The sequence below is a fragment of the Pacificimonas sp. ICDLI1SI03 genome, assembly GCF_054740865.1.
In genome coordinates this window covers 2,413,124-2,434,480 of record NZ_JBSQAU010000001.1, presented here as the reverse complement: position 1 = coordinate 2,434,480, position 21,357 = coordinate 2,413,124, and the positions used below count along the sequence as shown (strand labels likewise).

The following is a 21,357-nucleotide window of genomic DNA, read 5'->3' as shown; positions in this document are numbered from 1 at the left end:
ATTTCTTTCCTGTCATGGGTTTTCTCACTGCTCCAGATCACTGCGGCGTCTTGGCGCCTCACGGCAGAACTTCATCGGATGGGTGTGCTTGGGATCTGAAGTAGTCGGCTGGAACGGAACGAAGATCCGGAGCGCGGGTTCATATTCGGCAGAAAAGGCGACAGGAGAGCGACGTGAACGCGGAATTCCACTTCGGCGCTTTGGCGACCCATCCTGCCTCCGTGTTTTCTAGTGGTGGGCGCTCGAGCGAGGACACGCACGAAGCCGCTGATCGGGACGCGCGCAAGGGCAATGTTCTGCCGGTGGACCCAGCCAAGCCAGAGACGATCGGCCGCGCGGTGGCTGTTCTCGGCAGCCTAGAAAGTGGTCACATCGGGACCGCGCTCGACGTGAATGCCGGGCGCTCGGCGCAATTCCTGAACTGACATGGCAAAGCTTGTCGTCAGCGTTACGATCCTTTGGGCCGCAATGCTGCTAGCGGGCGTTCCGGCAAGGGCGCAGGAGGAGCCGGTCGCGGCGTTCGGAGCCGATCTCGAACGATTCCCTTACCCATGGGAAGTACGGAAATTGCCCGTGACCGTTGGGTCCACGCCCGCGCAGATGGCCTACATGGATGTTCATCCCGAACAGCCCAATGGCAGGATTGCCGTCCTGCTGCACGGCAAGAATTTCTGCGGCGCGACGTGGGAAGACACGGCGCGCGCGTTGCTCGATGAGGGCTATCGCGTGCTGATTGCGGACCAGATCGGCTTCTGCAAATCCTCCAAGCCGCGCGAGGCGCAATACACCTTCGCCATGCTCGCCAGCTTCACGCGGGAGCTGATGAAAGCGCGCGGGATCGAGGACGCGGTAGTCATCGGCCATTCGACCGGCGGCATGCTGGCGATGCATTTCGCTCTGATGTATCCGGAAACGGTCAGCCATCTGGTGTTGGTCAACCCGCTGAGCCTATCCGACCGGATGGCCGAAGGCGTGCCCTATGTTCCCCTGCATAAGCTGGTCGAGCAGGAGCGGCAGAAAGACCTTGCCGCCATCAAGGATTACCAGCGCGACGTCTACTATCACGGTGAATGGCAGCCGCGCTACGATCGATGGGTCGCCATGCTGGCCGGCCAGTATGCCAGCGCCGATGGCGAGGATGTCGCTTTCGCACAGGCGAAGACCAGCGAGATGATCCTCACCCAGCCCGTCTCCCAGCATCTTGAGCGGCTGACCATGCCGGTAACGCTGATGATCGGCATGCTGGACACAACCACCTTCGGCAAGGGACAGGCGCCTCCACAAGTGGCGGAGCGGCTGCGGCCGATCCCCGATCTGGCGCCGGAAGCGGTCGCGCGCATCCCTGATGCCAGGCTCGTCACCTTTCCCGACCTCGGCCATTCCCCGCAGGTGGAGGCGCCGGAGCGTTTCGAGGAACGACTGCTCGCCGTGCTGCGGGAGCAGCAGTCACCCGCAGGAGAGCAGGAATGACAGAACCATCTGGCGCATTCCCGCTTCGCCGCCGCAGCTTTCTTGCAGGTGCGGGTGCGGCGGCGTCGGTATTGACGGCAGGATCGCCCGCAGCTTTCGCGCAACCTCGCACGGAGCGGCCGCTCCTGATCCGCGGTGCCCATGTGATGACCATGGGTCAAGTGGGCGACCTGCCCCACACCGATGTTCTGGTGCGCGGGCGCGACATCGCCGCAATCGGACCGGACCTTGCTGCCGAAGGGGCGGAGATCATCGAGGCGCAGGATCAAATCCTGCTCCCCGGCCTCGTCGATACGCACAATCATCTTTGGCTCTCGCAGATGCGCGGGCTATTCGGTCGCTCGCCCGAAACGCGCTATTTTCCGCTGGTGGAACGGCTCGGGGCCGCATATCGGCCCCAGGATATGCGGACGGGTACGCTTTTCGGCGCCGCGGGTGCGCTGGCGGCCGGAATCACAACAACACTGGCCTATTGCGACAACATCCGCTCCCCCGAGGATGCCGAGGCGGCGCTGGACGCGCTGGTTGAAGCGGGGATCAGGGCACGGTTTCTCTATGCCGGCCATGACAGGCTGGCGCCGAGCGAAACACTGGGGATCGATCACCTCCGGCATCTGCACCGCAGCCGGGCCGCCTGGGCCGGCGCTGCCCCCATCGATCTCGGCCTCGGCTGGCGCACACCCAGCGCGGACGCGAACGAAGCGGTCCAAGTCACGGCTTTGACCGAGCTTCGCCGCGTGCGTGAGATCGGCCTCCCGGTCTCCACCCATATCAGCGGAGACAATGGTCCCTCGCAACTGCAATTCCTGTTGGAGCACGGCCTCCTCGGGCCCGACATGCTGCTCGTCCACGCCACCGGAGCCGATCCTGCCGCCTTGCGCGCGGTGGAGGAAGCGGGTGCGGCGATCGCGCTGACCCCGATTACCGAGCAGCGCATCGGCTTTGGCCTGACGCTGCTGAGGCATTACACCGACCGGGTGGGCCGTGTCGGGCTGGGAATCGACGGCGCGCTTGCCGGGGCGCCCGACATGTTCGCGGTAATGCGCGCGGGGCACATGGTGCAGGCTGCGGTCGGCGGCGACGAACTCGCCATCCTGCCGCGCCAGATCCTGCGATTGGCCACGATCGAAGGCGCGCGCGCCATCGGCATGGGCACTCTCATCGGCTCGCTCGAGCCGGGCAAGCGCGCCGACATGATACTGATCGATCCGCGCGATCTGCACATGGGATTTCCCACAAGCGACCCCAGCGCCCTGATCGTATACTCCGCAAAGCCGGAGAATGTCCGCATGGTGATGGTGGAGGGCGCGGTGCTGAAGCGCAATGGCCGCATGACCCGGATCGACGAGCAGCGACTCGTCGAGGCAGCCAGTCGATCGCTGGCAACGGTGCGTGCCAGGGCCCGCGAGGCCGCGAGGCAAAGCAGGCGATAGAGGGAGTGCGGCGATCGCCTCCTCACGCAGAGGCCCTCCGCCGCGCCGCCCGTCATCCCGGCCGGCCACCATGCGCATTCCACAACGCCAGCACCTCGCGGCGTCCGGGACAGTCGTCTTTCAGTCGGGATGTCTCTTGCGAGTCCCTGTTCTGGTGCCTAACGGGGAGGACGAAACCCGTCGGAGAATAGAAGCCCTATGTGATCGGATGCCCCTTACAGCGCCACGTCGTTTTGCCTGTTGGGAGTTCATCTATCCGTGTCTTCGCTTTCTCTTGCAGATGTCACCTGGTCTACACCGGACGGACATCTCCTCTTCTCCGATCTTTCAATTGATTTCGTGCGTGAGCGCGTGGGACTTGTCGGCCGCAATGGCGTGGGGAAGAGCACGTTGCTGCGTATGATCGCAGGCAAGATCGAGCCCGACCGGGGTCGCGTTTCTCGCATGGGTGTGATCGGAACCATGCGTCAGATCGTGCAGGTAAACTCGGAAGAGCGGGTCGCAGACCTGCTCGGCATTGGTGGCGATCTTGCGAGGCTTCGTCGCGCCGAAGCTGGTACAGCAACACTTGAGGACCTTGCGGAAGTTGACTGGACCCTGGAAGCCGAAGCCGAGGCGGCTTTGGCATCGGTGGAGCTCGAGGTCCCCCTCGAGACTCCGCTTATTGCCTTATCGGGTGGGCAACGCACCCGCGCGGCTCTTGCCGGGGCCATATTTGTTCGGCCAGACTTCTTATTGCTCGACGAGCCTACTAACGACCTGGACGCGGAGGGACGCGCCATCGTTCGCAACCTGCTGGGCGGTTGGCGGGCGGGGGCAATCGTGGTGAGCCATGATCGTGAATTGCTTGAGGTCATGGATGCTATTGTCGAACTGACCACCTTGGGGGCGGCGCGCTACGGCGGGAACTTCAGCGCCTTTAGCGAGCGCAAAGCAGTTGAACTCGCTGCAGCAGAGCACGACGCCGCGGTCGCGCAGCGTCACCTGAATGAAGTTAAGCGCCGCGCGCAGCAGACACGCGAGCGCCAGCAGCGACGTGATGCCGCCGGCGCCCGCAAGAGTGCACGCGGCGACATGCCGAAGATCCTGATGGGCGCGCGCGCCAACCGCGCTGAGAACAGCGGTGGCGACAATGCCCGCCTTGCGGAGCGTCAGCGAAACGACGCCCTAACTTCGCTCGCTGAAGCGCGCGAGCGCGTAGAACGCGTCGAGCCCTGGTCGATCACGCTTGCCTCCAGTGGCCTTGCCTCGGGACAGCGTGTGCTCGAGCTGCGGGGCGTCCACTTCGGTCATGTCGCGGACAAGCCGATCCTTGCTGATCAGAACCTTTTGATCGCGGGGCGGGAGCGGGTTGCGGTATCCGGAGCGAACGGGGCCGGCAAGTCAACCTTGCTGGCGCTTGCGGCGGGGCATATTACGCCTTGGTCGGGCACTGTACGGCGGTACGCAAAGGCTGCATATTTCGACCAACGCATGACGCTGCTCGACGGCGAGAAGACGATCCTGGCAAACCATGCGCGCCATAATCCGGACGTGGACGACAATGGCCGCCGCGCGGCTCTTGCACGTTTCGGTTTCCGCGCGGCGGCAGCCGAGCGTCGGGTGGACCGGCTCAGCGGTGGAGAGACGTTGCGCGCGGCGCTGGCCGTCGCGCTTGGCGGCGCCACACCGCCGCCATTACTCATCCTCGATGAGCCGACCAACCATCTCGACCTGGATGCGCTGAATGAACTTGAGACGGCGCTCAGGGCCTATGATGGCGCACTGCTTGTCGTGAGCCATGACGAAAAGTTCCTCCAAACGATTGGGGTCACAAGTCGCATCGACCTTTGATAGCGGATCAGCGACTATGCGCGCCAGCGTCGTCGTTGACTTGAGGTGAGCATAAGGTGCGTTCCGAGGGATCAATCTCAGCTAGTGAACGGCCGCTTTCAAGACGATATCACTCACGATCCCCAACCCACACAGTCTGGCTTTCCCAGGTTCGTACGCGACCAATGGATGCGCGATTTGATAGGCTAGTCGCGTGCGAACCAGATTGAGCGTCTGTTTGAATAAGTTCTCCTACCGATCGGAGGAGGAGGCGCTCGTCGTCGTCCGGCGCTCTGGCTTGCAGCTCCGAACTTACCGCTGCGACCGCTGCCGATTAATTCACCTCACGAGCCGCACGAAAGGCAAACGCATTCCCAAACTTGCGGAGTGATGATGCAGAAACTTTCGGCCGCCCCTTTCGAGACACTTGGACGAGACGGCTGGTCTTGGCGGGTCGATCTGAGCGCAGAATGATATTGTCCATGACACCGGTCTGCCGAAGCAGTCGATCTCGACCGTCTTCACAATTGGTCATGATGTTCTCGTCCGCAGCGAGGTCGGTCAAATCGTAGAAAAAACTCGCCGCGTCGACGCCGAAGCCGTCAGCGACCCAACGCCAATATTCTACGGTGGCTACGCCGGCTATTTCGGGAATCCCGGCGGTCACCTGTGGGAAATTGTCTCGAACCCCGAACTTATGCTGTCGTCATCGGATTGAACTGAGCCGAACTATACCGTCTCTCGAGAACAATCTCGAAGATGCTCTTTCCCTTTCTTCCAAGTTTGAAAGAGCCTCCGAATTAATCAGCAAAAAGGAGTCTGCCCGGGGCTTAGAAAAGAAGGGCGATTCCAGACTCGGCTGGAACCGCCCTTTTGCGTTACCTGGTCCCAGCCTGCTTCAACGGCGGGGCGAGGCCGTGTTAGCGCCTGCGCATTCGCGAGGCGCCAAGAGCGGCCAAACCCAATCCGAAGATCATAAAGGCTGCGGGTTCCGGGACGTCTGCGGCCTCAAAGCCGAACTGCGTTACGAGGCCATATCGGTCAGTTGTATAGCCTGTACCGTCAGTTTGGAAATTGAGGGCTCTGCTGAAGGTATCGCCAGCTGCCGAATTAAAGCGGTTGAACATGCTGACCTGGCCTCCTTCGGTCCGGAGGATGTCGATGATGAGATCACCGGCCGAGGGGTCGTAGAGGAAGGCTCCATCGAAACCGTACTGATCTCCTGCTTCAACGAACCCAAAGTCGCTGACGGTGTCGAAAACCACGTCGTTTGAAAGATTGTCGGAGAGGTCCGTGCTGAGATTGTTCACGGCATTGGCTTGGGTACCGATACGCATGACGAATGTCCGGCCATCGAAAGACACGGATCTCGATGCAAAGAAATCAATGCTTGAGATCAGGATGGGCGCCGAACCGAAGAGATCGGAGGAGTAAGCCTGTTGGTACCGGAGGGCACAGGCGAATGTGCAGTCGCCTTCAATCGACTGTCCGCCATCGACATAGAGAGTGGTCGCAGCGGCGGGCGTGGCGAGTAGAGCGACAGCGGATAAGACCAGTGATCGGAATTTCATTTAACCTGCCTTGATAAAAAATTGGGAACAAGGTCGATTAAGCAAGGAGCATGCCATGGCGATTTATCTCGCAAATTCAATGATCGGCCAAGGCAGCGCGTTTATGATGTTAATAATTCCGACACTTTCACGCTAGCGGCCAGAACATCAGGTGCACCATCCCGGTCCTGGGCGTCAGCAGGATGCACGATAGCTCCGACCAGCAGCCCCTGCGTATCGGTGATGATGTGTCGTTTTCTGCCCTTCATCTTCTTGCCAGCGTCATAGCCGTTCGGACCGCCGTTCTCGGTGGTCTTGACGCTCTGGCTGTCGATGACACGGCGCTTCGGCTGGCCTCCTTGTTCATCTGCTCTCGCGCCAGCATCAGCAGCGCGTGGTTGATCGACGACCACAGTCCTGCGTCACGCCAACGATAGAAGTAATGCTGCAGCGTCGTCATCGGTGGGAATAGGACGGGCGGCAGCATCCGCCAGGGAAGGCCGCCGCGAAGCAGATATAAAAGAGCTTCGACGATCTGCCGGTAACTCCAGCGCGGTGGGACGGCCTTGAGAAGCGCGTGGTGGCAGAAGCGGCTCCAGAACCGCCCATTCCGCATCCGTCAAATCGCTTGGCAAGCGCTGCTCGCTTCGGGCACACTGCTTGCGGGTGGTATCGGTCCACATGGGATCCTCCGTCGATGTGTTGCAACACCGGCTTGAATCACATCATGCTGATATCACCCAACTTCTTTTTCGGTCAGGCTGTGAGAGATGCCATCTCTTTTCCAAGTGAAAAGGGGGGCACGAAAATCCACAAAATTGGGCAAAGTCCCGTCGTCGAACGCTCAGTATCTATCAGAGGCGCCTTACTTGCCATATAGAGGCGCTTCGCCTGTCAGGCCGGGCCGCTTTTCGTGCGGCTCGACAACCCGAAAAGGAAATGGTGCACCCGACTGGATTCGAACCAGTGACCTCTGCCTTCGGAGGGCAGCGCTCTATCCAGCTGAGCTACGGGTGCTGTGGGTGGGGCATTAGCAAAGCGCGGGCGGGGCCGCCAGTCGGTAATCGCGCTGCTGGGGCAGGTGCTTCTGGGCGTGGGCCCGTGCGTCGCCTTAGGCGGCGATCATTCTTCGGCAGCGTCGGCGTCAGCGTTGGTGGCGGCGTCAGGGGCGGGGGTCATTTTGCGGAATTGACCCAGGCCGCAGGAGGCGCCGGGCATATTGCCGCCACCCTGCCTGACGACGCGGATTATATCGGTCGAGCAAATCTGACTGAGTGACGTCGTGTAGCTGAAACTTTCCTCGAACCCCAGGCCGGGGCATCTGTTCGGCAGTTCGTTGCGCCAGATCTCGCCGCCCGCCATTTCGAAGTCGATGACATAGTCAGAAAGGACATGGGTTCGCCGCACGCGCTGGATCGCGACACAATTTTCGGGTGCGACGTCGGCGACCGGAATAAGGGCATCCAGCGGCTCTTCCGCGCGGGGATCCGCGCACGAGGAGACAGATAGACCCGCGAGCGGGAGAAGGGCGAAAAGGGCAATTCTGGACATATCGGCGGCACCCCAGGGCGGCGACCGCACCGCGCCCCGTCCAAACTCCGACAGGGCGCGATGGGTACTGATACGCAACACGTCACGCAAGTGACTCGCTTTGTCTTATGCACCCGGGCGTGAATAGTCACTGAACACAGATCAGGATTCCATGTTTTTTGCGTCAAAAGCACAGATATCGACGACCGGACACCGATAACATTCCGGTTTTCGTGCCTTGCACAGGTGTCGGCCGTGCAGAATGAGCCAATGATGCGCGCCCAGCAGATAATCCTGCGGTACAACTTGCATCAGCCTGGTTTCCACCGCCTCAACCGTTTTTCCGGGTGCGAGGCCCGTGCGGTTGGCGACGCGAAACACATGGGTGTCGACCGCCAGTGTCGCCTCTCCGAACGCCTCGTTCAGGACCACATTGGCGGTTTTCCGGCCGACGCCGGGCAAAGCCTCAAGCTCTGCGCGGGTGCGCGGGACCAGGCCGTCATGTTCGGCCAGCAGGATTTCAGACAAAGCGATGACGTTCTTCGCCTTTGAATTATAAAGGCCGATCGTGCGGATATGCCGTTTCAGCCCCTCCTCTCCCAAGGCGACCATGGCGGCGGGGTCCTGCACCTCTGCGAACAGATTGGCGGTGGCGCGATTGACGCCGGCATCGGTCGCCTGCGCGGAAAGCACGACCGCAACCAGCAGCGTATAGTCGTTGACGAAGTCGAGTTCGGTCTTCGGGTCCGGGCGCTCCGCGGCCAGTGCGGCGAAAAAAGTGCGGACATCCTGCGGCTTCATGCCGCCGGGCCTTATCGACTGCGCGGCGGCGATGTAAGATGCAGCCGCCATGACCGCCACGCTGGACCTTATTCTGCGCCCGCCGCCACCGCTGAATTATCGGCAGGCGCTGATCGTGCTGGGCGTCACCGCGCTTGTAATGGCGATTGCGGCGGCAAGGTTCTGGTTCCTGGGTGCCTGGATGATCCTGCCCTTTCTGATCATCGACCTGTCGCTGCTGATATGGGCATTTCACGCCAGCGCGCGCGGGTCGAAGGCGTTCGAACGCATCTGCCTGTCGGAACGCGAGATCCGCGTGGAGCGCGTCGGTGCCGGCGGAAACAGCCAAAGCTACACTCTGCCGCGCCAATGGACGCGCGTGGAGCTGGAGCGGCCCAGCCCGCCGGTCAGCCGCCTGTGGCTGACGCATCGTGGCAGGCGCCTGCTGATCGGCCGCCACCTGAACCTGCGGGAGCGGGCGGAGGTGTACCGCGAATTGCAACGGGCACTCGGCTAGGCGAGGCGCCGCACGCGAATCGCGTGGGCGGATGCGCGCCTGCGCACAGCGGTGGATGCGCGTCTGCGCGCAGCGGTTGATGCGTGTCTGCGCGCAAGGAGGGCTGAGCGAGCGTCGCGGAACTTTCGGGAGCTTTCGCCGGGCGTGGATTTGTGGTGATAGCGCGGCATGACCGCCGCCGCCGATCAATTGCAACGCACGCGCCGCGCCTGGGCCCTGCCCGGGTCCGGTCGCGACCGCCTTGTCGCACTCGGAAAGCGCGGTTTTCCGGTCGCGGCCGCGGTGATCCTGGCGATCGGCCTGATCTGGCCCATGACGCAGGACCGCGAATTCTCATTCGTCCTGTCAAAAGACCGCGTCGACATGGCGGGCGACCGCATGCGGCTGGGCGGTGCGCTGTACCGGGGGGAGGATTCCTTTGGCCGGCCCTTTGCCATTCGCGCGCAATCGGGCGTGCAGCAATCGAGCGCCGACCCCCGCGTCGTGCTGGAGGATCTGAGCGCCCGGATGGACATGGAAGAGGGCCTGGCGACGGTCACCGCGCCGCGCGGCATTTACGACATGGACGCGGAGCGCCTGGTGGTGGCAGGCCCGGTCAGGGTCAGGCGTGCCGATGGGTACCGCCTGGTGACGAGCGACGTTGCCGTGGACATTCCCAGCCGCCAGATTATCGGCGACGGGCGGATACTGGGCGCCAACCCGCTGGGCACCTTTGCCGCCGATACGCTGGAAGCGGATATGAACGACCGGACACTTGTGCTGACCGGCAATGTGAAGATGAGGATCGACCCCTGATGAAGACCGCCCTTGGCCTCGCCGCACTGGCGGCGCTTGCCGTTGCCGCCGCCGCCGCTCAGGAAATACCGGGGGCGTCGATGCGGAATCATGACAGCAGCGCACCCATCGATTTCGACGCCGGTCGGATCGAGGTGCGGGAGGCGGAAAGCCAGGCGATCATTTCCGGCGATGTCCACGTAACGCAAGGATCCCTGGACCTGGATGCAGAACGGATTCGCGTATTCTATAATGACGGCGCCGACCGCATTCAGGTCGACCGGCTGGACGCGGATGGCGGTGTCACGGTCAGAACCCCCGCCGAGACCGCGCGCGCGCAAAGCGCCCTTTACGACGTTCCGGGCGAGCAGATCACGATGATCGGCGACGTCGTCCTGACACGCGGGTCCGACGTGCTGCGCGGCCAGCGCCTGATCATCGATCTGGGCAGCGGCAGGTCGACGTTCGACGCCGCCGTCAATGCCGAGAGTGGCGAAGGCGGCCGCGTTACAGGCAGCTTCACGCCCAGCAATGTCACCAATCCCTGAGGACATGCGACACTGTGCGCGGCACAACGCACAACAGGGCCGACGCCGCGCTTGACCCGTCCGTCATCCCCGCCTAATTGACGGCCCGTTCGTTCTGCTGAGCGACACCCCGCATGGCAAACATGCGCGTGGCCCCTTCGTCTAGTGGTTAGGACGCGGCCCTTTCACGGCTGAAACACGGGTTCGAGTCCCGTAGGGGTCACCATTTCAGGCTTTTCAGTCCTTTACGTCGGCGCGCGTGATTCTGTGGCTCCCCCCCAGCGCCTCACTTGCAGATGTAACGACAGGTCAGAACCACGACCGAATCGCGCATTCCATAAGCCTGCAGGCATAAGAGCATCAGCGTCGCCGGGATGGGACGCGCCAAATGCCCCATGCGGGGTTCATGCCTGGCAATGGGGTTGATGGCGCTATTCTTCCAGGCGTCGCAACCATAGTTCCGCTATCATCGCCGCTTCCAGGTTCAGCGAGCCGTCGTAGATGCCGAGGCGCACCCCCTCAATCGTTCGACGCCACGCGACGGGGTCCACCCATCCCCTGGACACCAGGCGGGGATCATCCGTCATCGCGCGCCACCAGGGTTCGGATTTCATCAGGTCACGCTCGCTGCGTTCCTGCGACGTACCCTTTGTGTAGCGGGTGCGGATCGCCTCCGGCAGTCGATCGCGTAACGCCTGCCGCTGGAGCCGCCGGTCGTCGGCCCCCACGGCCCGCAGGTCCGGCGGCAGGGCCAGCATGAACTCCACAAGTGGAAGATGGAGGAGGGGATGGCGGCTGGGTGCGGACAGGTGGCGACGGAAAGACGGCTGCGCCTGACCGGCAAGCTCGTAGATCAGATCCCATAAATATTGCTGGCCGATGCGGTCCACCGTCGGCGCGGCCCGCGCGCGGCGACGGCCGGCAAATCGATAGCGGCTGGCAAATGCCTGGCTGAGCCATGCAGGCTGCGCGCCGCGGTGCACGAGCGAGGCCCCCACGCGATAGGCCTTCCACAGCGGCAGCGACGTTTGCCGGATCAGCGAAAATGCCGAACGCGCGCCGTCGAGATTACGCGACCAGCGGCGGGCATTGCGCCAGGCTGCAACCGGTCGGCCCTTGCCAATCGGGTCGGCAAGATGCGCCGGAACAAGCCCGCCATAGCCAAAGACGATATCGCCCGCCGCCCCTGTCAGCACCACATCCGGTGACGTTTCGCGCACGACCGATGCATAGGCCGCCTGCACCGCCCCACGCATTTCGCCGTCAGGTTCGCTGGCCCGACCGAAGGGGGCGAGGCTGCACAAGGGGGCCTGGTCAAGATCGATGCGGTGCCACGGGCGGCCGGTGGCCTCGACCGCGATCCGCGCGAAATCCTCGTCCTCGGCAGCGGTCGCGACCGATGAAACGGTCGTCAGTGCCTGCAGGTTTTCGCAGCGGCGGTCGGCCGCCATGAACACCGTGCTGGAATCTAGGCCGCCTGAAAGCTCGCACAGCGCGCTGTCGCCAGAACCCACGGCACTGGCGACCGCCTCGTCGACAAGCTGCCGCAGCCGGTCGGCAAGATCATTTGCGCTGCCCGCCGGCAGGGCAGTTTCGGGATGCCATGGGGTCTGGCGATGTTCGCCTGCGCCATCGACCAGGATCGTCTCACCATGAGCGAGCCTGCGCACGTCGCGAAACGGCGTCAGGGCACGGTTCGGCGTCCCGAAGGCGAATAGGTCAGCGAAATATTCCTAGCACACCGCGTCTGGAGGGGAACCTGCCACGAGAGGAAGGGCCTCCGCCGCGACGATCAATTCCCCTGCCTCTTTTCGAAAATAGATAGTCTCGATCCCCAATGGGTCCTGAGCCAGCACGATCCGGCCAGATGCACCGTCCTCGATCACAGCCGCCCAGGCACCGGGCAGGCCCGAAGAGAATGACGAACCCCGCGCAAGATAGCGGTCGGCGATGTCTTGAGCAGCCTCCGGACCGCTGCGCGGCCCTGATGGGGTGCCCATATAGCCAATGACATGGACGCAGAGGCAGCGAGGCTGGTCGAGGGCAAAGCTGCTGAAGCGGCGATCAGGGATTATGCGCAGGCGCCGCACGATCAGGCGATGGTGAGCATCGTGAAGAAGTTCTGCCCCCCTTCGCGGGCATCCTCGCTCCTCGCGACCGGTTCGGATTGAAGGAGCGCCTGCCCATCGACCTCGACCCAGGCATGCGCCTGGAATGGAAAGCGTTTGACGCCAATGATGAAGGTCGCTGGCAGATGATGCGCGCGCAAATATCCGAACAGCGCCAGGCTGCGCGGCAGACAGTCAAGCATGCCGCGCCCATGAGGGATGAACGCCTCCGCCCTGGTAAAGCGCGCCAGACAGCGCTGCAGACCCGCGCGTGCCCCCTCATCGGGCCGCGCCGCGGAACGTTCGGCCCAGCCAAGGGCAGCCTGAAACCCTGCAAAACGCAGCAGGGCAAAGGCAGAGATCAGGCAGAACAACGGACTGCGGCAGGGAAGAGCGAGGCGGCGCGGACGCACCGGTGGATCATCGGCGCCCTTTAGCCATCCGATCGTCTTCAACTGTTCACCCAGACGTTCCATGCGACGGGATTGGTCCGGGGGACCGATCGAAGGCGGGCCGTGATCCGTCATGAACATCAGACGCCAAAGCTCACCTGTTTCCGGCGGAAGCGCGAGGTAGCGACCGGCCTTGGCATCCAGGACCACGATCAGCCCATCAACGTCCGCCCACCGGATGTGGCGCGCCAGCAAGGGCGGCCAAATTGTCGTCATGATCGCGCACGCAGACCCAAATATCAGCCGCTCGTGCCGGGATCCTTGCGCGTGTAATTGGTAATGCTGCCGCCGTCTTCGATCTGCCCCGAGCCACTATGGCCGGTCAGGGATGCGACCGAGCCTATGTCCAGCGCCAGTTCTGCGACGGCATCTGTAGTCGGCGTCTTGTTTCGGCGGCCAATTCCAAAAAATTTCAGCATCGTCAAATCTCCCTCCGAGATACCAAAAGCGTACGACGTATAAAAATATTTGTCGAGTCAAACTATACTGACGGTTCGGAGCAGATTTATTTGCGTATCTTGCGCTGAAACCTGCAAACATCCCCTTCCCTAAGGGCGGTCTGGCACAGAAGGCCCCTCCCCTCCTTTGGTGCGGCCGGCCTGTTCCTTGGCCTCAGCCCCAGCTTTCCAGGACCGGAGGTTCCCGGCCGGCGGAGAGGGCCAGGCGCATGGCCGCCGCAAAGCTGGGCGCACCGAGGCGGCTCATCATGTTGGCACGGTGCATTTCGACCGTGCGCAGGCTCAGTTGCAGGCGGTGGGCGACCAGTTTGTTGGGCAGACCCGCCAGAAGCAGGTCCAGCACTTCGCGCTCACGATCGGTCAACTCCGACAGCTTTTGGCGCGCCGCCAAGCGACGCCTGCGATCTTCCTCTACATCCTTATGGGCTTCGATTGCCGCGTTGATCAGATCGATCATTTCCGCGTCGTCATAGGGCTTTTCGATGAAGTCGGTGGCGCCGAGTTTCATCGCGCGTACGGCGCGCGAGACATCGCCAAAGCCGGTCACAACGATCACCGGCATCGACTGCGGGGCAGCCATGGCCTTCAGTACGTCAAACCCGTTTACATCCGGCATGTTGAGGTCGAGCAGCACGACCCCGGTGGGCAGATCGTCAAGTTCGTCGAGGAAATCGGCGCCGCTCATGAACCCCCGAGGCTCGAAGCCCGCCTCGGACAGCATGAACCATGAGGAGCGGCGGACCTCCGCATCGTCGTCCACGATATAGACGTTCGTCGGGAACGCCGGGTTCACGGGCGAGTTACAGTAACATCCATGGGAAATTTGCTAACTTGACGGGGCGCATAGCTCAAGACTGAAAACACAAAGGACCTTGCGTTTGATGGAGGGAGAGACCGGAACAAACGACCACGCTTTAGGCATATAATATCGTATAAAACGAACAGGGATAAGTTCGTCATACACCCAAATTAGCTTTTACTTGTCATTGTGAATTTTACCAGATGGAGCAAGGTTCTGATCCATCTCTTGTATCAACGCCTTAATCCAGGTTACAGGTCAGGGCGACGCTCCCGGAATAGCGGCCTGTCCGGATTATCGATCGGAGTGGAAACGATTTGAATATCAGGCGCGAAAATAATCAGATAGTCTATTTGGTAGACGATGATCCCGGTGTACGCGATTCTACCGCATTCCTGCTGGATACTATGTCTATCAAAAATCATGCATTCGAAAGGGGGGAAGCCTTTATCGAGGCGCTTGATGAACTCTCCGACGGCTGTCTTCTTCTCGACCTGATGATGCCCGGTGCCGGCGGCTTTGAGGTCATGCGCGATCTGGCTGCACGCAAAAGGCCCATGCCGGTTATCCTGATGACTGCCGCCAGCAGCGCGTGGACCATCCGCCTGGCACCCGGGATCGGTCCGTTCAAGCTTCTGGAGAAGCCCTTTGCCGAAGACATGCTGCTGGGAGCCATAGAAGACGCATTCGAAATGCTGGGGAAAGGCACATGCTCCAGCCGGGCCGCGCAAGCCAAGGAGGGGATCGCGCGGCTGTCGGCCGGACAATTCCTGCTGCTGCGCGGGTTGATCAGTGGCATGGACACGCCCGAACTTTGCCAGCGTCTGGACATGTCGGAGCTGGAGGTTCGCCGCATGCGCGCCCGGGTGCAGGAGCGGATTGGCGCCCCGGATATTTATAGAGCGATGGAGATCGGCGAGGCCGCAGGACTGCTGCCCCTTACTGATTTCTGAAGCGGGAGCGAGGGTGACGGAGCACGAAAACACGATCGCCGCGCGGCTGGCAAGTTCGGAGGCAGAGGTCCGCGGCCTGCGAAAGCAGCTTGATGTTGCGAAGGCCCAATATGATTGCGTGATCCGGATCACGGGCCAGGTCCCCTTCGCCGCAGATGCGGAGGGAATTCTGTTCAGCATCGGCGACCGGTGGGAAGACTGGACCGGTATCCCGGTGGAGCAGGCGATTGGAACCAGTCTGTTCGACTGGGTGTATCCGGAGGATCAGGTTGCAGCTCGCGACACCTGGCGGGCGATTGTGCGTGATGGGGATGCGTATTCACTCGACTTCCGCTTGGCCGCAGCTGCTGATCCCCGCCGTTGGGTGCGATGCCGGGCGGAAAGAATTGATGCCGGTGTACTGGGCGCGCCGCATTGGCGCGGAGTGCTCGACGACATCGACGAACTGTATCGTGCAAGGCGGGAGGCGCAGCAGAATGAAAGACGCTATCGCACCGCCGCGCGCGCGACCCGCGATGTCATCTGGGATGCCGATCTTGAAAACGGCACCATCATTTTCGGCGAGACACTGCAGGAGACCCTTGGCCATGCCGAGGTAGAGAGATTGCACCCCCTTTCCTGGTGGGAAGAGCGTCTGCATCCCGACGACCTTGAAGAGACACGGGCCTCGTTCTACGCCTGCCCCCCGGGCGCGCGCTGGGTTGCCGAATACCGGGTCCAGCGCGGCGATGGCAGCTACGCCATCGTGCAGTCCCGCGCATTCATCCGGCGTGATGCGCAGGGGGAACCTAAACAGGCGACGGGTGCGATATCCGACCTGACCGACGAGAGACTGATGCGCGCGCGCATGGAAAAATTGAGGGCGGACATGCTCGACAGCTCTCGTTCCGGCACTGTCGGCGCGCTTGCGGGCATGCTGGCGCATGAACTGAACCAGCCGCTGACCGCCCTTACCAATTATGTACGGGGCGCCAGGCGATTGCTGCAGCAGGATGATTTTTCACGCGACCGGGTGCAGGCGGCGCTTGATTCCGCCGCCTCCAGCGCGATCGATGCGGGTGCGCTCGTGCAGCGCATGCGGGAACTGATCTCTCGCGGCGAAGGGCGGCTGACCGTCGAGCGGCTGGGACGGATCGCCACCAACGCCCGCGCGCTGACTATCCTGCAAAACGAGCAGAGCAATTTGCGCATCGCCATCGAAGAGGGTCTGGAAGATTGCAAGATCGTTTGCGACCGTATTCAGACGCACCAGGTATTCCTGAACCTGCTGCGCAATGCCGCGGAAGCGACAGCCCGGACGCCAGCCCCCTTCATAGAGGTACGCGCGGCACAGGAGGGCGAATTTGTCAGGGTCAGCATCGTCGACAACGGACCCGGCTTTGGCACCACACAGCCAGACGACGTCTTTACGCCGTTTTTGACCACCAAGATGCACGGCGTCGGGATCGGCCTGGCCATCTGCAAGATGATCATCGAGGCACAGGGCGGCCGGATCTGGGCCGAAGAGCGAGCGGCAGGCGGGGCAGCCTTCCACTTTACGCTGCCCTTGTCGGACGGGGAGAATATGATATCTGCCACGGATGCCCGGTCCGGAAACCCGGCAGAGGACGTCATTTTGCGCAATCCCGGACCCAGCGATGCCAGGGCGGCAGCAATCCTTGTCGAAACCTTTATTTTATGACCGTAGAACCCCGGTCTATTTTTTTTCGTCCATTGCTGTCCAAGGGCGCCAATGGCATTACTTCAAGACACAGGAATCACGGCTGACCATCATTGCGCCGTGCGATGGGATGCGCTTCAACGCCTGCGCATCCTCGATACGCCGCCCGAGCCGGCGTTCGACGATCTGGTCCAACTTGCCGCCCGGCTTTGCAAGGCGCCCATCGCGGCGCTGACCCTGCTGGCGCCCGACCGGCAATGGTTCAAGGCGCGCCTGGGGCTGGAGCAGAGCGAAACACCGCTGAATGAATCGTTGTGCCTGTGGGCGGCAGAAAATGATTCCGACATGCTGATCATACCCGATCTGCGCGTCGATCCCGTTTTTCAGTTCCATCCCGCATATCTGACCGGGGATTTGCGCTTTTATGCCGGCGTCCCGCTGGCAACGCGGGAGGGAGTGCGCGTCGGTGCACTCTGTGTAGCAAGTACCGAGCCGCGCCCCGGCCTCGACCCACTTGAAAAGGAAGCGCTGTCGACACTGGCCGCGCAAGCCGTCGCGCAGATGGAGCTGCGCCGTACCCTGTTCGAGCGCGACGAGGCGCTGGAGCGGGAACGGGCGCGCAGCACCGAGCTGGAATGGCTGATGCTGCACGACCCCTTGACCGGGCTGTGCAACCGGACGCTGTTCGAAACAAAATTGGAAGAGGTCGTTGCAAGCGGCCCGACCGGCCTGCTGCTGATGGATCTGGATCAGTTCAAGCAAGTGAACGACCGTTTCGGTCAGCATACCGGTGACCGTCTGCTGCGTACTATTGTGGAACGGCTGGATGCCGGCGGTTTTTCCCGGGACGTCGTCGCCCGTTTTGGCGGTGATGAATTCGCCCTGATCCTTCCGAACACCGGCGAAGCCCGGATGAAGGAAATCGCGCGCGGCATTATGCGGGCCATGGAACAGCCAGTATCGATCGACGGGCGGCAGCTTTTCGTCAAGGCGAGTATTGGCGGCGGCTCCGCCGATGCGGGTTCGGAGGCGGAGGCGCTGGTGCGCGATGCGGATCTGGCCCTGCAGGTAGCCAAGCGCGAAGGCGGCGCCCGCGCGCGTTTTTTCGTGCCGCGCCTGCTGCACCGGCAACGGGAGCATGACGCAATGCTGGACCGCGCCCGGCATGCCCTCGCCACGGACGGAATCGTGCCCTTTTATCAGCCGAAGGTCGACCTGTTCAGCGGCGCCATCACTGGTTTCGAGGCGCTGCTGCGTCTGCCCCTGCCCGGCGGCGAGGTCGATTATCCCGCCGCTGTCGAGGCTGCGTTCCACATACCCGACACAGCCGTCGCCATTGGCCAGACAATGCTTCGCCAGGTCGCATCCGACATCGGCAATTGGCACAGGCAGGGCCTGGAGTTCGGCCGCGTGTCGCTGAACGCCGGCACAAGCGAACTGGGCGATCCGCTTTACGCCGCGCGGCTGATCGCTGCGCTGCGAAAGAACGGGGTGCCGGAAAGCCTGCTGGAAATAGAGGTGACGGAAAAGGTGCTTCTGGACGATGACGATGCGCAGGTCCGCGCGACCCTGCTCGCCCTGCGTGATGCGGGCATTCACATCGCCCTGGATGATTTCGGTACCGGCTATGCATCGCTGGCCCATCTCGACCGCTGGCCGGTGGATACGATCAAGATCGACAAGTCCTTCGTCCAGGATGTGGAGCGGTCTGAATCTCGCGCGCGTATCATCGACCTGATCGTGGGTCTGGCCCGCGACCTGTCGCTGGAAACGGTGGCCGAGGGCGTCGAAACCCAGGGGCAGGCCGACCGCCTGCGCCACAGCGGCTGCAGAGTGGCGCAGGGGAATCTGTTCTGGCAGGCGCTGCCTGCGGCCGCCGCAGCCCTGCTCCTCCCCAGCGCCGACGCCGGCGAGAAACTCGCGAGCGCCTGAGGCGCGCGTATATTCAAGAAGATGATGTTCGCATGAGCAAAGTGATGATCAAGGATACGCTGGAGATCAGCGATACACGCGCGGACATTTTGACCGCGCTGACAAAGAAGGTGGAATCGCTCGAAAGAGAGGTTCACGAATTGCGTCAGGCAAACGACATATTGCGCAGGGCGTCAGCCTATTTTGCCCACATGGATCTCGATCCACAAAGCAATGACTGCGTCTCTAGCCAGTAGAGGGCGCCGTAGGAAGCCAACAGACCTGCCTCGTTTCGCCGATCTTTTCCGATCAGCCAGCATCAGAGCCGAGGCGTTTCGGGCAGCGTTCCCTCTGCATCATGCGACGATTCCGAACCTATTTCCTGTCCCCTTCTGGTCGGCGGTGGCAGGGTGATCATTGCGTGAAGGCCGCCCTTCTCCGCGGTCTTGAACACCAGGGTGGCACCAAAACGGTGCAGGATCCGGTGGGCGGTGGGGATGCCAAGACCAAATCCGCCGGTATCGCGGGCACGTGCCTGGTCGGCGCGGAAGAAGGGGTCGAAGATGCGCTGCAGATCGGCAGGGGTCATCCCCGGACCTGCATCGACGATGTTGAGGACCGGGCCGTCCTCATCCGTCAGAAAGACTTCGGCTGTACCGGCATATTGCCGGACATTCGCAAATAGCGGGCGAAGGGCCGTTTCCAGCGGCTCCCGATACCAGTAGAACGGTGCCGAAACCGGGCCGGTCCAGCGAATATCCTGCGCATCGCCGACAAGATCCCGGACCAGCGCCGCAAGGTCGAAAGACGCAGGCTCCGCCTCCGTATATTGGGCCTGCAGGAACGCCAGCAGGGAATCGAGAAGCGCCTCCATCTCGCGCGCGGAATCGGCAACGATCTCGGCAATATCATCGGGCTTTGTGAACGGCGCAGCGAAGGACAGGCGGCTGAGCGGTGTGCGCAGATCATGGCTGATCGCCTCGAACGCCTGCGCCTGGCCGGCGATCATCTGTGCAATGCGCGCCTGCATGTCGTTCATTGCGTGGGAAACGTTGCGCAGATCGGGCGTCCCCACCTCTGCCACGGTCACCGTACGTCCCGCACCGATTTCGGTCGCCGCATGCGCCAGCGTCCGCAGCGGCCTGCCGAGCAGGCGCAGCAGATAAATCGCGATTGCCGCAGAGCCGCCGACCGTCAGCAGGGTCATGGCGGTCGCGCCCAGCAGGCCCGGCCAATCCTCGCCAATGTTGCGGGACCGGAAGTTCAGCCAGCGGTCCGGCGCGAGCGACATGGACCCGACCAGATGCGAATTCCCGCTGCGACCGCGCATGACATCAAGGCGCAGCACGGCATTACGAAGCCCCGGTTCCCAGTGCAGGATCTGTTCACGCACCCGACCCGCCATTTCGGATGCGCCGCTTTCACGCAGCAATGGCGTGTCCGAAACGCTGGCGTCCAGGTGACGCGTCGACATGATGCGTGCCGCCGTGCCAGGCTCAAATGTGTCCACACGCTTCGACACCACCAGCAGTTCGGCCACCCGCCGCGCATGATCCTCCTGAATAGACCGCATCTCGACGCGGTCGAAGATAAAGAAGCTGAGCGCCATCTGCAGCAGGGAAAGGGCAATGATCGCCAGGGCCATGCGCCCCAGCAGGCCCATGCGGCCGATCCCCTCTATCCGCATCTTCATCTGTCACCCCCCAGCCTCGCCGCATGCGCTCCCGCGCAAAATGATGACTGCCGGATAAATCCGCACCCCGGATGCGGCGCCCCCACACGGCCCGCCGATGATACCGAGATCCCTATAGGCTACAATCTCGCAGGTGCAGCAGTTCCGGCAAGGAAACAGGCGATTGCGCGCGGTAAAGGCGCGCGCGCCGCCCGCCGGTCATTCTTCGAACCAGCCCGTGTCGACGTCTTCATAACGGTTACGGAAGTGACCCACCTCAGCAAGCCGAACCGGATCGAGGATCTGCAATTGCGTTCCCTTTCGCGAGATGAGGGAGCTTCTTTCAAGCTCCCGCATCAGCCGGTTGACGTGAATATGTGTCAGACCGACCGCGTCGCCGATTTCCGCCTGTTTCAGTTTCAGTTCGAAAGGTTCGGCAATGTTCGCGCCCGTCAATTCGCGCCGGGTGGCGATTTCCATGATGATGGCGGCAATGCGCGACAGTCCGGAGGTGCGGCCCACCGACACCAGCCGATCCTGCAGGATCGCGTTTTCCAGCGCGGCAAAGGTGTAGAACATTGCGGCGACGCGGGGATGATGGAAAAAGGTATCGGCCAGCTTTTCCCGTTCGAAACGGTACAATGTGCTTTCCACCGACGCCGTGACGGTCTGGACGGCGATGTTGAACGGAACGTTGGCGGTGCCGATGACATCGCCGCTGAAATAGAGGCGGGTAATCGCGCGGTCGCCACTGGCAAGATCCTGTGACGAGAATAGCCGCCCCGACCTGACCACATAAAGATTATCCGAACCCTGGCTTTCTTCCTCCGTCAGCGTCAGCCCCGCGCCGATTGCCACGGGTTTGGTTTGCATGCCTTCAATGGCTTTCTTCTCGCTGTCAGACAGGCCCACCAGCGATCCGTATTTTTCAAAAAGTTCTTTCAAAACGAC

At 62.3% G+C, this 21,357-nt stretch carries 22 protein-coding genes, 2 tRNA genes and 1 pseudogene; 12 read left to right on the top strand and 13 right to left on the bottom strand.

What is annotated here, in order from left to right:
• Positions 1-173: 173 nt before the first annotated feature.
• The 4 genes from ACSMXM_RS11895 (at position 174) to ACSMXM_RS11880 (ending at position 4,736) form a co-directional block, all read left to right on the top strand.
• On the top strand, positions 174-425 hold the full coding sequence (locus ACSMXM_RS11895) for a hypothetical protein (protein ID WP_460316301.1): 252 nt from the start codon (positions 174-176) through the stop codon (positions 423-425).
• A 1-nt stretch (position 426) separates the two neighbouring features.
• Entirely contained in the window at positions 427-1,470 is a 1,044-nt protein-coding gene (locus tag ACSMXM_RS11890; protein WP_460316300.1) for an alpha/beta fold hydrolase, read from the top strand.
• Entirely contained in the window at positions 1,467-2,903 is a 1,437-nt protein-coding gene (locus ACSMXM_RS11885; RefSeq protein ID WP_460316299.1) for an amidohydrolase family protein, read from the top strand. Before ACSMXM_RS11890 ends, ACSMXM_RS11885 begins: the two co-directional genes overlap by 4 nt.
• 258 nt (positions 2,904-3,161) lie before the next feature.
• Entirely contained in the window at positions 3,162-4,736 is a 1,575-nt protein-coding gene (locus tag ACSMXM_RS11880; RefSeq protein ID WP_460316298.1) for an ATP-binding cassette domain-containing protein, read from the top strand.
• A gap of 313 nt (positions 4,737-5,049) precedes the next feature.
• On the opposite strand, the gene ACSMXM_RS11875 is transcribed toward ACSMXM_RS11880, so the two are convergent.
• The 6 genes and pseudogenes from ACSMXM_RS11875 to nth all read right to left on the bottom strand — a co-directional run bounded on the left by ACSMXM_RS11875 (position 5,050) and on the right by nth (position 8,596).
• Positions 5,050-5,382: a hypothetical protein gene (locus ACSMXM_RS11875; protein WP_460316296.1), complete on the bottom strand. Its 333-nt coding sequence runs from the start codon at positions 5,380-5,382 to the stop codon at positions 5,050-5,052.
• Positions 5,383-5,635: 253 nt separating this feature from the next.
• The gene (locus ACSMXM_RS11870) at positions 5,636-6,286 is read right to left on the bottom strand and encodes a PEP-CTERM sorting domain-containing protein (protein WP_460316295.1); all 651 of its coding nucleotides are present in this window, start codon (positions 6,284-6,286) and stop codon (positions 5,636-5,638) included.
• A 128-nt stretch (positions 6,287-6,414) separates the two neighbouring features.
• Positions 6,415-6,948 (bottom strand): annotated as a pseudogene (locus ACSMXM_RS11865) (IS5 family transposase); the annotation flags it as partial.
• Positions 6,949-7,205: 257 nt separating this feature from the next.
• Positions 7,206-7,282, bottom strand: a tRNA-Arg gene (locus ACSMXM_RS11860).
• A gap of 105 nt (positions 7,283-7,387) precedes the next feature.
• Positions 7,388-7,897 (bottom strand): hypothetical protein, encoded by a 510-nt coding sequence (locus ACSMXM_RS11855; RefSeq protein WP_460316439.1) that lies wholly within the window; start codon positions 7,895-7,897, stop codon positions 7,388-7,390.
• Between the two features lie 60 nt (positions 7,898-7,957).
• Complete coding sequence (gene nth, locus ACSMXM_RS11850; protein WP_460316437.1) at positions 7,958-8,596, bottom strand: endonuclease III; 639 nt, start codon at positions 8,594-8,596, stop codon at positions 7,958-7,960.
• Between the two features lie 49 nt (positions 8,597-8,645).
• Here nth and ACSMXM_RS11845 point away from each other — a divergent pair, with 49 nt between their 5' ends.
• The 4 genes from ACSMXM_RS11845 to ACSMXM_RS11830 all read left to right on the top strand — a co-directional run bounded on the left by ACSMXM_RS11845 (position 8,646) and on the right by ACSMXM_RS11830 (position 10,619).
• Positions 8,646-9,092 (top strand): DUF2244 domain-containing protein, encoded by a 447-nt coding sequence (locus ACSMXM_RS11845; protein ID WP_460316294.1) that lies wholly within the window; start codon positions 8,646-8,648, stop codon positions 9,090-9,092.
• Positions 9,093-9,260: 168 nt separating this feature from the next.
• Positions 9,261-9,887, top strand: a complete 627-nt coding sequence (locus ACSMXM_RS11840; protein WP_460316292.1) for an LPS export ABC transporter periplasmic protein LptC — start codon at positions 9,261-9,263, stop codon at positions 9,885-9,887.
• Positions 9,887-10,414, top strand: coding sequence for an LptA/OstA family protein (locus tag ACSMXM_RS11835; RefSeq protein WP_460316290.1), 528 nt, complete (start codon positions 9,887-9,889; stop codon positions 10,412-10,414). Before ACSMXM_RS11840 ends, ACSMXM_RS11835 begins: the two co-directional genes overlap by 1 nt.
• Positions 10,415-10,544: 130 nt before the next feature.
• Positions 10,545-10,619: transfer RNA gene (locus ACSMXM_RS11830), tRNA-Glu, on the top strand.
• Between the two features lie 205 nt (positions 10,620-10,824).
• Here ACSMXM_RS11830 and ACSMXM_RS11825 read toward each other — a convergent pair.
• The 5 genes from ACSMXM_RS11825 to ACSMXM_RS11805 all read right to left on the bottom strand — a co-directional run bounded on the left by ACSMXM_RS11825 (position 10,825) and on the right by ACSMXM_RS11805 (position 14,204).
• A complete protein-coding gene (locus ACSMXM_RS11825) occupies positions 10,825-12,063 on the bottom strand; it encodes an asparagine synthase-related protein (protein WP_460316289.1) in 1,239 nt (412 codons plus the stop codon).
• A gap of 63 nt (positions 12,064-12,126) precedes the next feature.
• The gene (locus tag ACSMXM_RS11820; protein WP_460316288.1) at positions 12,127-12,393 is read right to left on the bottom strand and encodes a hypothetical protein; all 267 of its coding nucleotides are present in this window, start codon (positions 12,391-12,393) and stop codon (positions 12,127-12,129) included.
• Positions 12,394-12,485: 92 nt separating this feature from the next.
• Positions 12,486-13,169: a lasso peptide biosynthesis B2 protein gene (locus ACSMXM_RS11815; protein ID WP_460316287.1), complete on the bottom strand. Its 684-nt coding sequence runs from the start codon at positions 13,167-13,169 to the stop codon at positions 12,486-12,488.
• A gap of 23 nt (positions 13,170-13,192) precedes the next feature.
• Positions 13,193-13,372 (bottom strand): hypothetical protein, encoded by a 180-nt coding sequence (locus tag ACSMXM_RS11810; RefSeq protein ID WP_460316286.1) that lies wholly within the window; start codon positions 13,370-13,372, stop codon positions 13,193-13,195.
• A gap of 193 nt (positions 13,373-13,565) precedes the next feature.
• On the bottom strand, positions 13,566-14,204 hold the full coding sequence (locus ACSMXM_RS11805) for a response regulator transcription factor (protein ID WP_460316285.1): 639 nt from the start codon (positions 14,202-14,204) through the stop codon (positions 13,566-13,568).
• Between the two features lie 323 nt (positions 14,205-14,527).
• On the opposite strand from ACSMXM_RS11805, the gene ACSMXM_RS11800 reads away from it, so the two are divergent.
• The 4 genes from ACSMXM_RS11800 to ACSMXM_RS11785 are packed head-to-tail and all read left to right on the top strand — an operon-like array spanning position 14,528 to position 18,991.
• Positions 14,528-15,163 (top strand): response regulator transcription factor, encoded by a 636-nt coding sequence (locus ACSMXM_RS11800; RefSeq protein WP_460316284.1) that lies wholly within the window; start codon positions 14,528-14,530, stop codon positions 15,161-15,163.
• Positions 15,164-15,176: 13 nt separating this feature from the next.
• Positions 15,177-16,844, top strand: a complete 1,668-nt coding sequence (locus tag ACSMXM_RS11795) for a PAS domain-containing sensor histidine kinase (RefSeq protein ID WP_460316283.1) — start codon at positions 15,177-15,179, stop codon at positions 16,842-16,844.
• A gap of 51 nt (positions 16,845-16,895) precedes the next feature.
• Positions 16,896-18,755, top strand: a complete 1,860-nt coding sequence (locus ACSMXM_RS11790) for a putative bifunctional diguanylate cyclase/phosphodiesterase (RefSeq protein WP_460316282.1) — start codon at positions 16,896-16,898, stop codon at positions 18,753-18,755.
• A gap of 32 nt (positions 18,756-18,787) precedes the next feature.
• Positions 18,788-18,991, top strand: coding sequence for a hypothetical protein (locus tag ACSMXM_RS11785; RefSeq protein WP_460316446.1), 204 nt, complete (start codon positions 18,788-18,790; stop codon positions 18,989-18,991).
• 62 nt (positions 18,992-19,053) lie between these two features.
• Here ACSMXM_RS11785 and ACSMXM_RS11780 read toward each other — a convergent pair whose 3' ends face one another.
• Together ACSMXM_RS11780 and ACSMXM_RS11775 are read right to left on the bottom strand one after the other, a co-directional pair.
• Positions 19,054-20,427, bottom strand: coding sequence for a sensor histidine kinase (locus ACSMXM_RS11780; protein WP_460316281.1), 1,374 nt, complete (start codon positions 20,425-20,427; stop codon positions 19,054-19,056).
• A gap of 198 nt (positions 20,428-20,625) precedes the next feature.
• On the bottom strand, positions 20,626-21,351 hold the full coding sequence (locus ACSMXM_RS11775) for a Crp/Fnr family transcriptional regulator (RefSeq protein WP_460316280.1): 726 nt from the start codon (positions 21,349-21,351) through the stop codon (positions 20,626-20,628).
• Positions 21,352-21,357: the final 6 nt, after the last annotated feature.

Excerpts from the sequence above, each read along its gene's own strand:
- ACSMXM_RS11840 (WP_460316292.1), top strand. The coding sequence starts at position 9,261 with ATGACCGCCGCCGCCGATCAATTGCAACGCACGCGCCGCGCCTGGGCC.
- ACSMXM_RS11785 (WP_460316446.1), top strand. The coding sequence starts at position 18,788 with ATGAGCAAAGTGATGATCAAGGATACGCTGGAGATCAGCGATACACGC.
- ACSMXM_RS11835 (WP_460316290.1), top strand. The coding sequence starts at position 9,887 with ATGAAGACCGCCCTTGGCCTCGCCGCACTGGCGGCGCTTGCCGTTGCC.
- ACSMXM_RS11870 (WP_460316295.1), bottom strand. The coding sequence starts at position 6,286 with ATGAAATTCCGATCACTGGTCTTATCCGCTGTCGCTCTACTCGCCACG.
- ACSMXM_RS11815 (WP_460316287.1), bottom strand. The coding sequence starts at position 13,169 with ATGACGACAATTTGGCCGCCCTTGCTGGCGCGCCACATCCGGTGGGCG.
- ACSMXM_RS11885 (WP_460316299.1), top strand. The coding sequence starts at position 1,467 with ATGACAGAACCATCTGGCGCATTCCCGCTTCGCCGCCGCAGCTTTCTT.
- nth (WP_460316437.1), bottom strand. The coding sequence starts at position 8,596 with ATGAAGCCGCAGGATGTCCGCACTTTTTTCGCCGCACTGGCCGCGGAG.
- ACSMXM_RS11810 (WP_460316286.1), bottom strand. The coding sequence starts at position 13,372 with ATGCTGAAATTTTTTGGAATTGGCCGCCGAAACAAGACGCCGACTACA.
- ACSMXM_RS11820 (WP_460316288.1), bottom strand. The coding sequence starts at position 12,393 with ATGGGCACCCCATCAGGGCCGCGCAGCGGTCCGGAGGCTGCTCAAGAC.
- ACSMXM_RS11790 (WP_460316282.1), top strand. The coding sequence starts at position 16,896 with ATGGCATTACTTCAAGACACAGGAATCACGGCTGACCATCATTGCGCC.
- ACSMXM_RS11845 (WP_460316294.1), top strand. The coding sequence starts at position 8,646 with ATGACCGCCACGCTGGACCTTATTCTGCGCCCGCCGCCACCGCTGAAT.
- ACSMXM_RS11890 (WP_460316300.1), top strand. The coding sequence starts at position 427 with ATGGCAAAGCTTGTCGTCAGCGTTACGATCCTTTGGGCCGCAATGCTG.
- ACSMXM_RS11780 (WP_460316281.1), bottom strand. The coding sequence starts at position 20,427 with ATGAAGATGCGGATAGAGGGGATCGGCCGCATGGGCCTGCTGGGGCGC.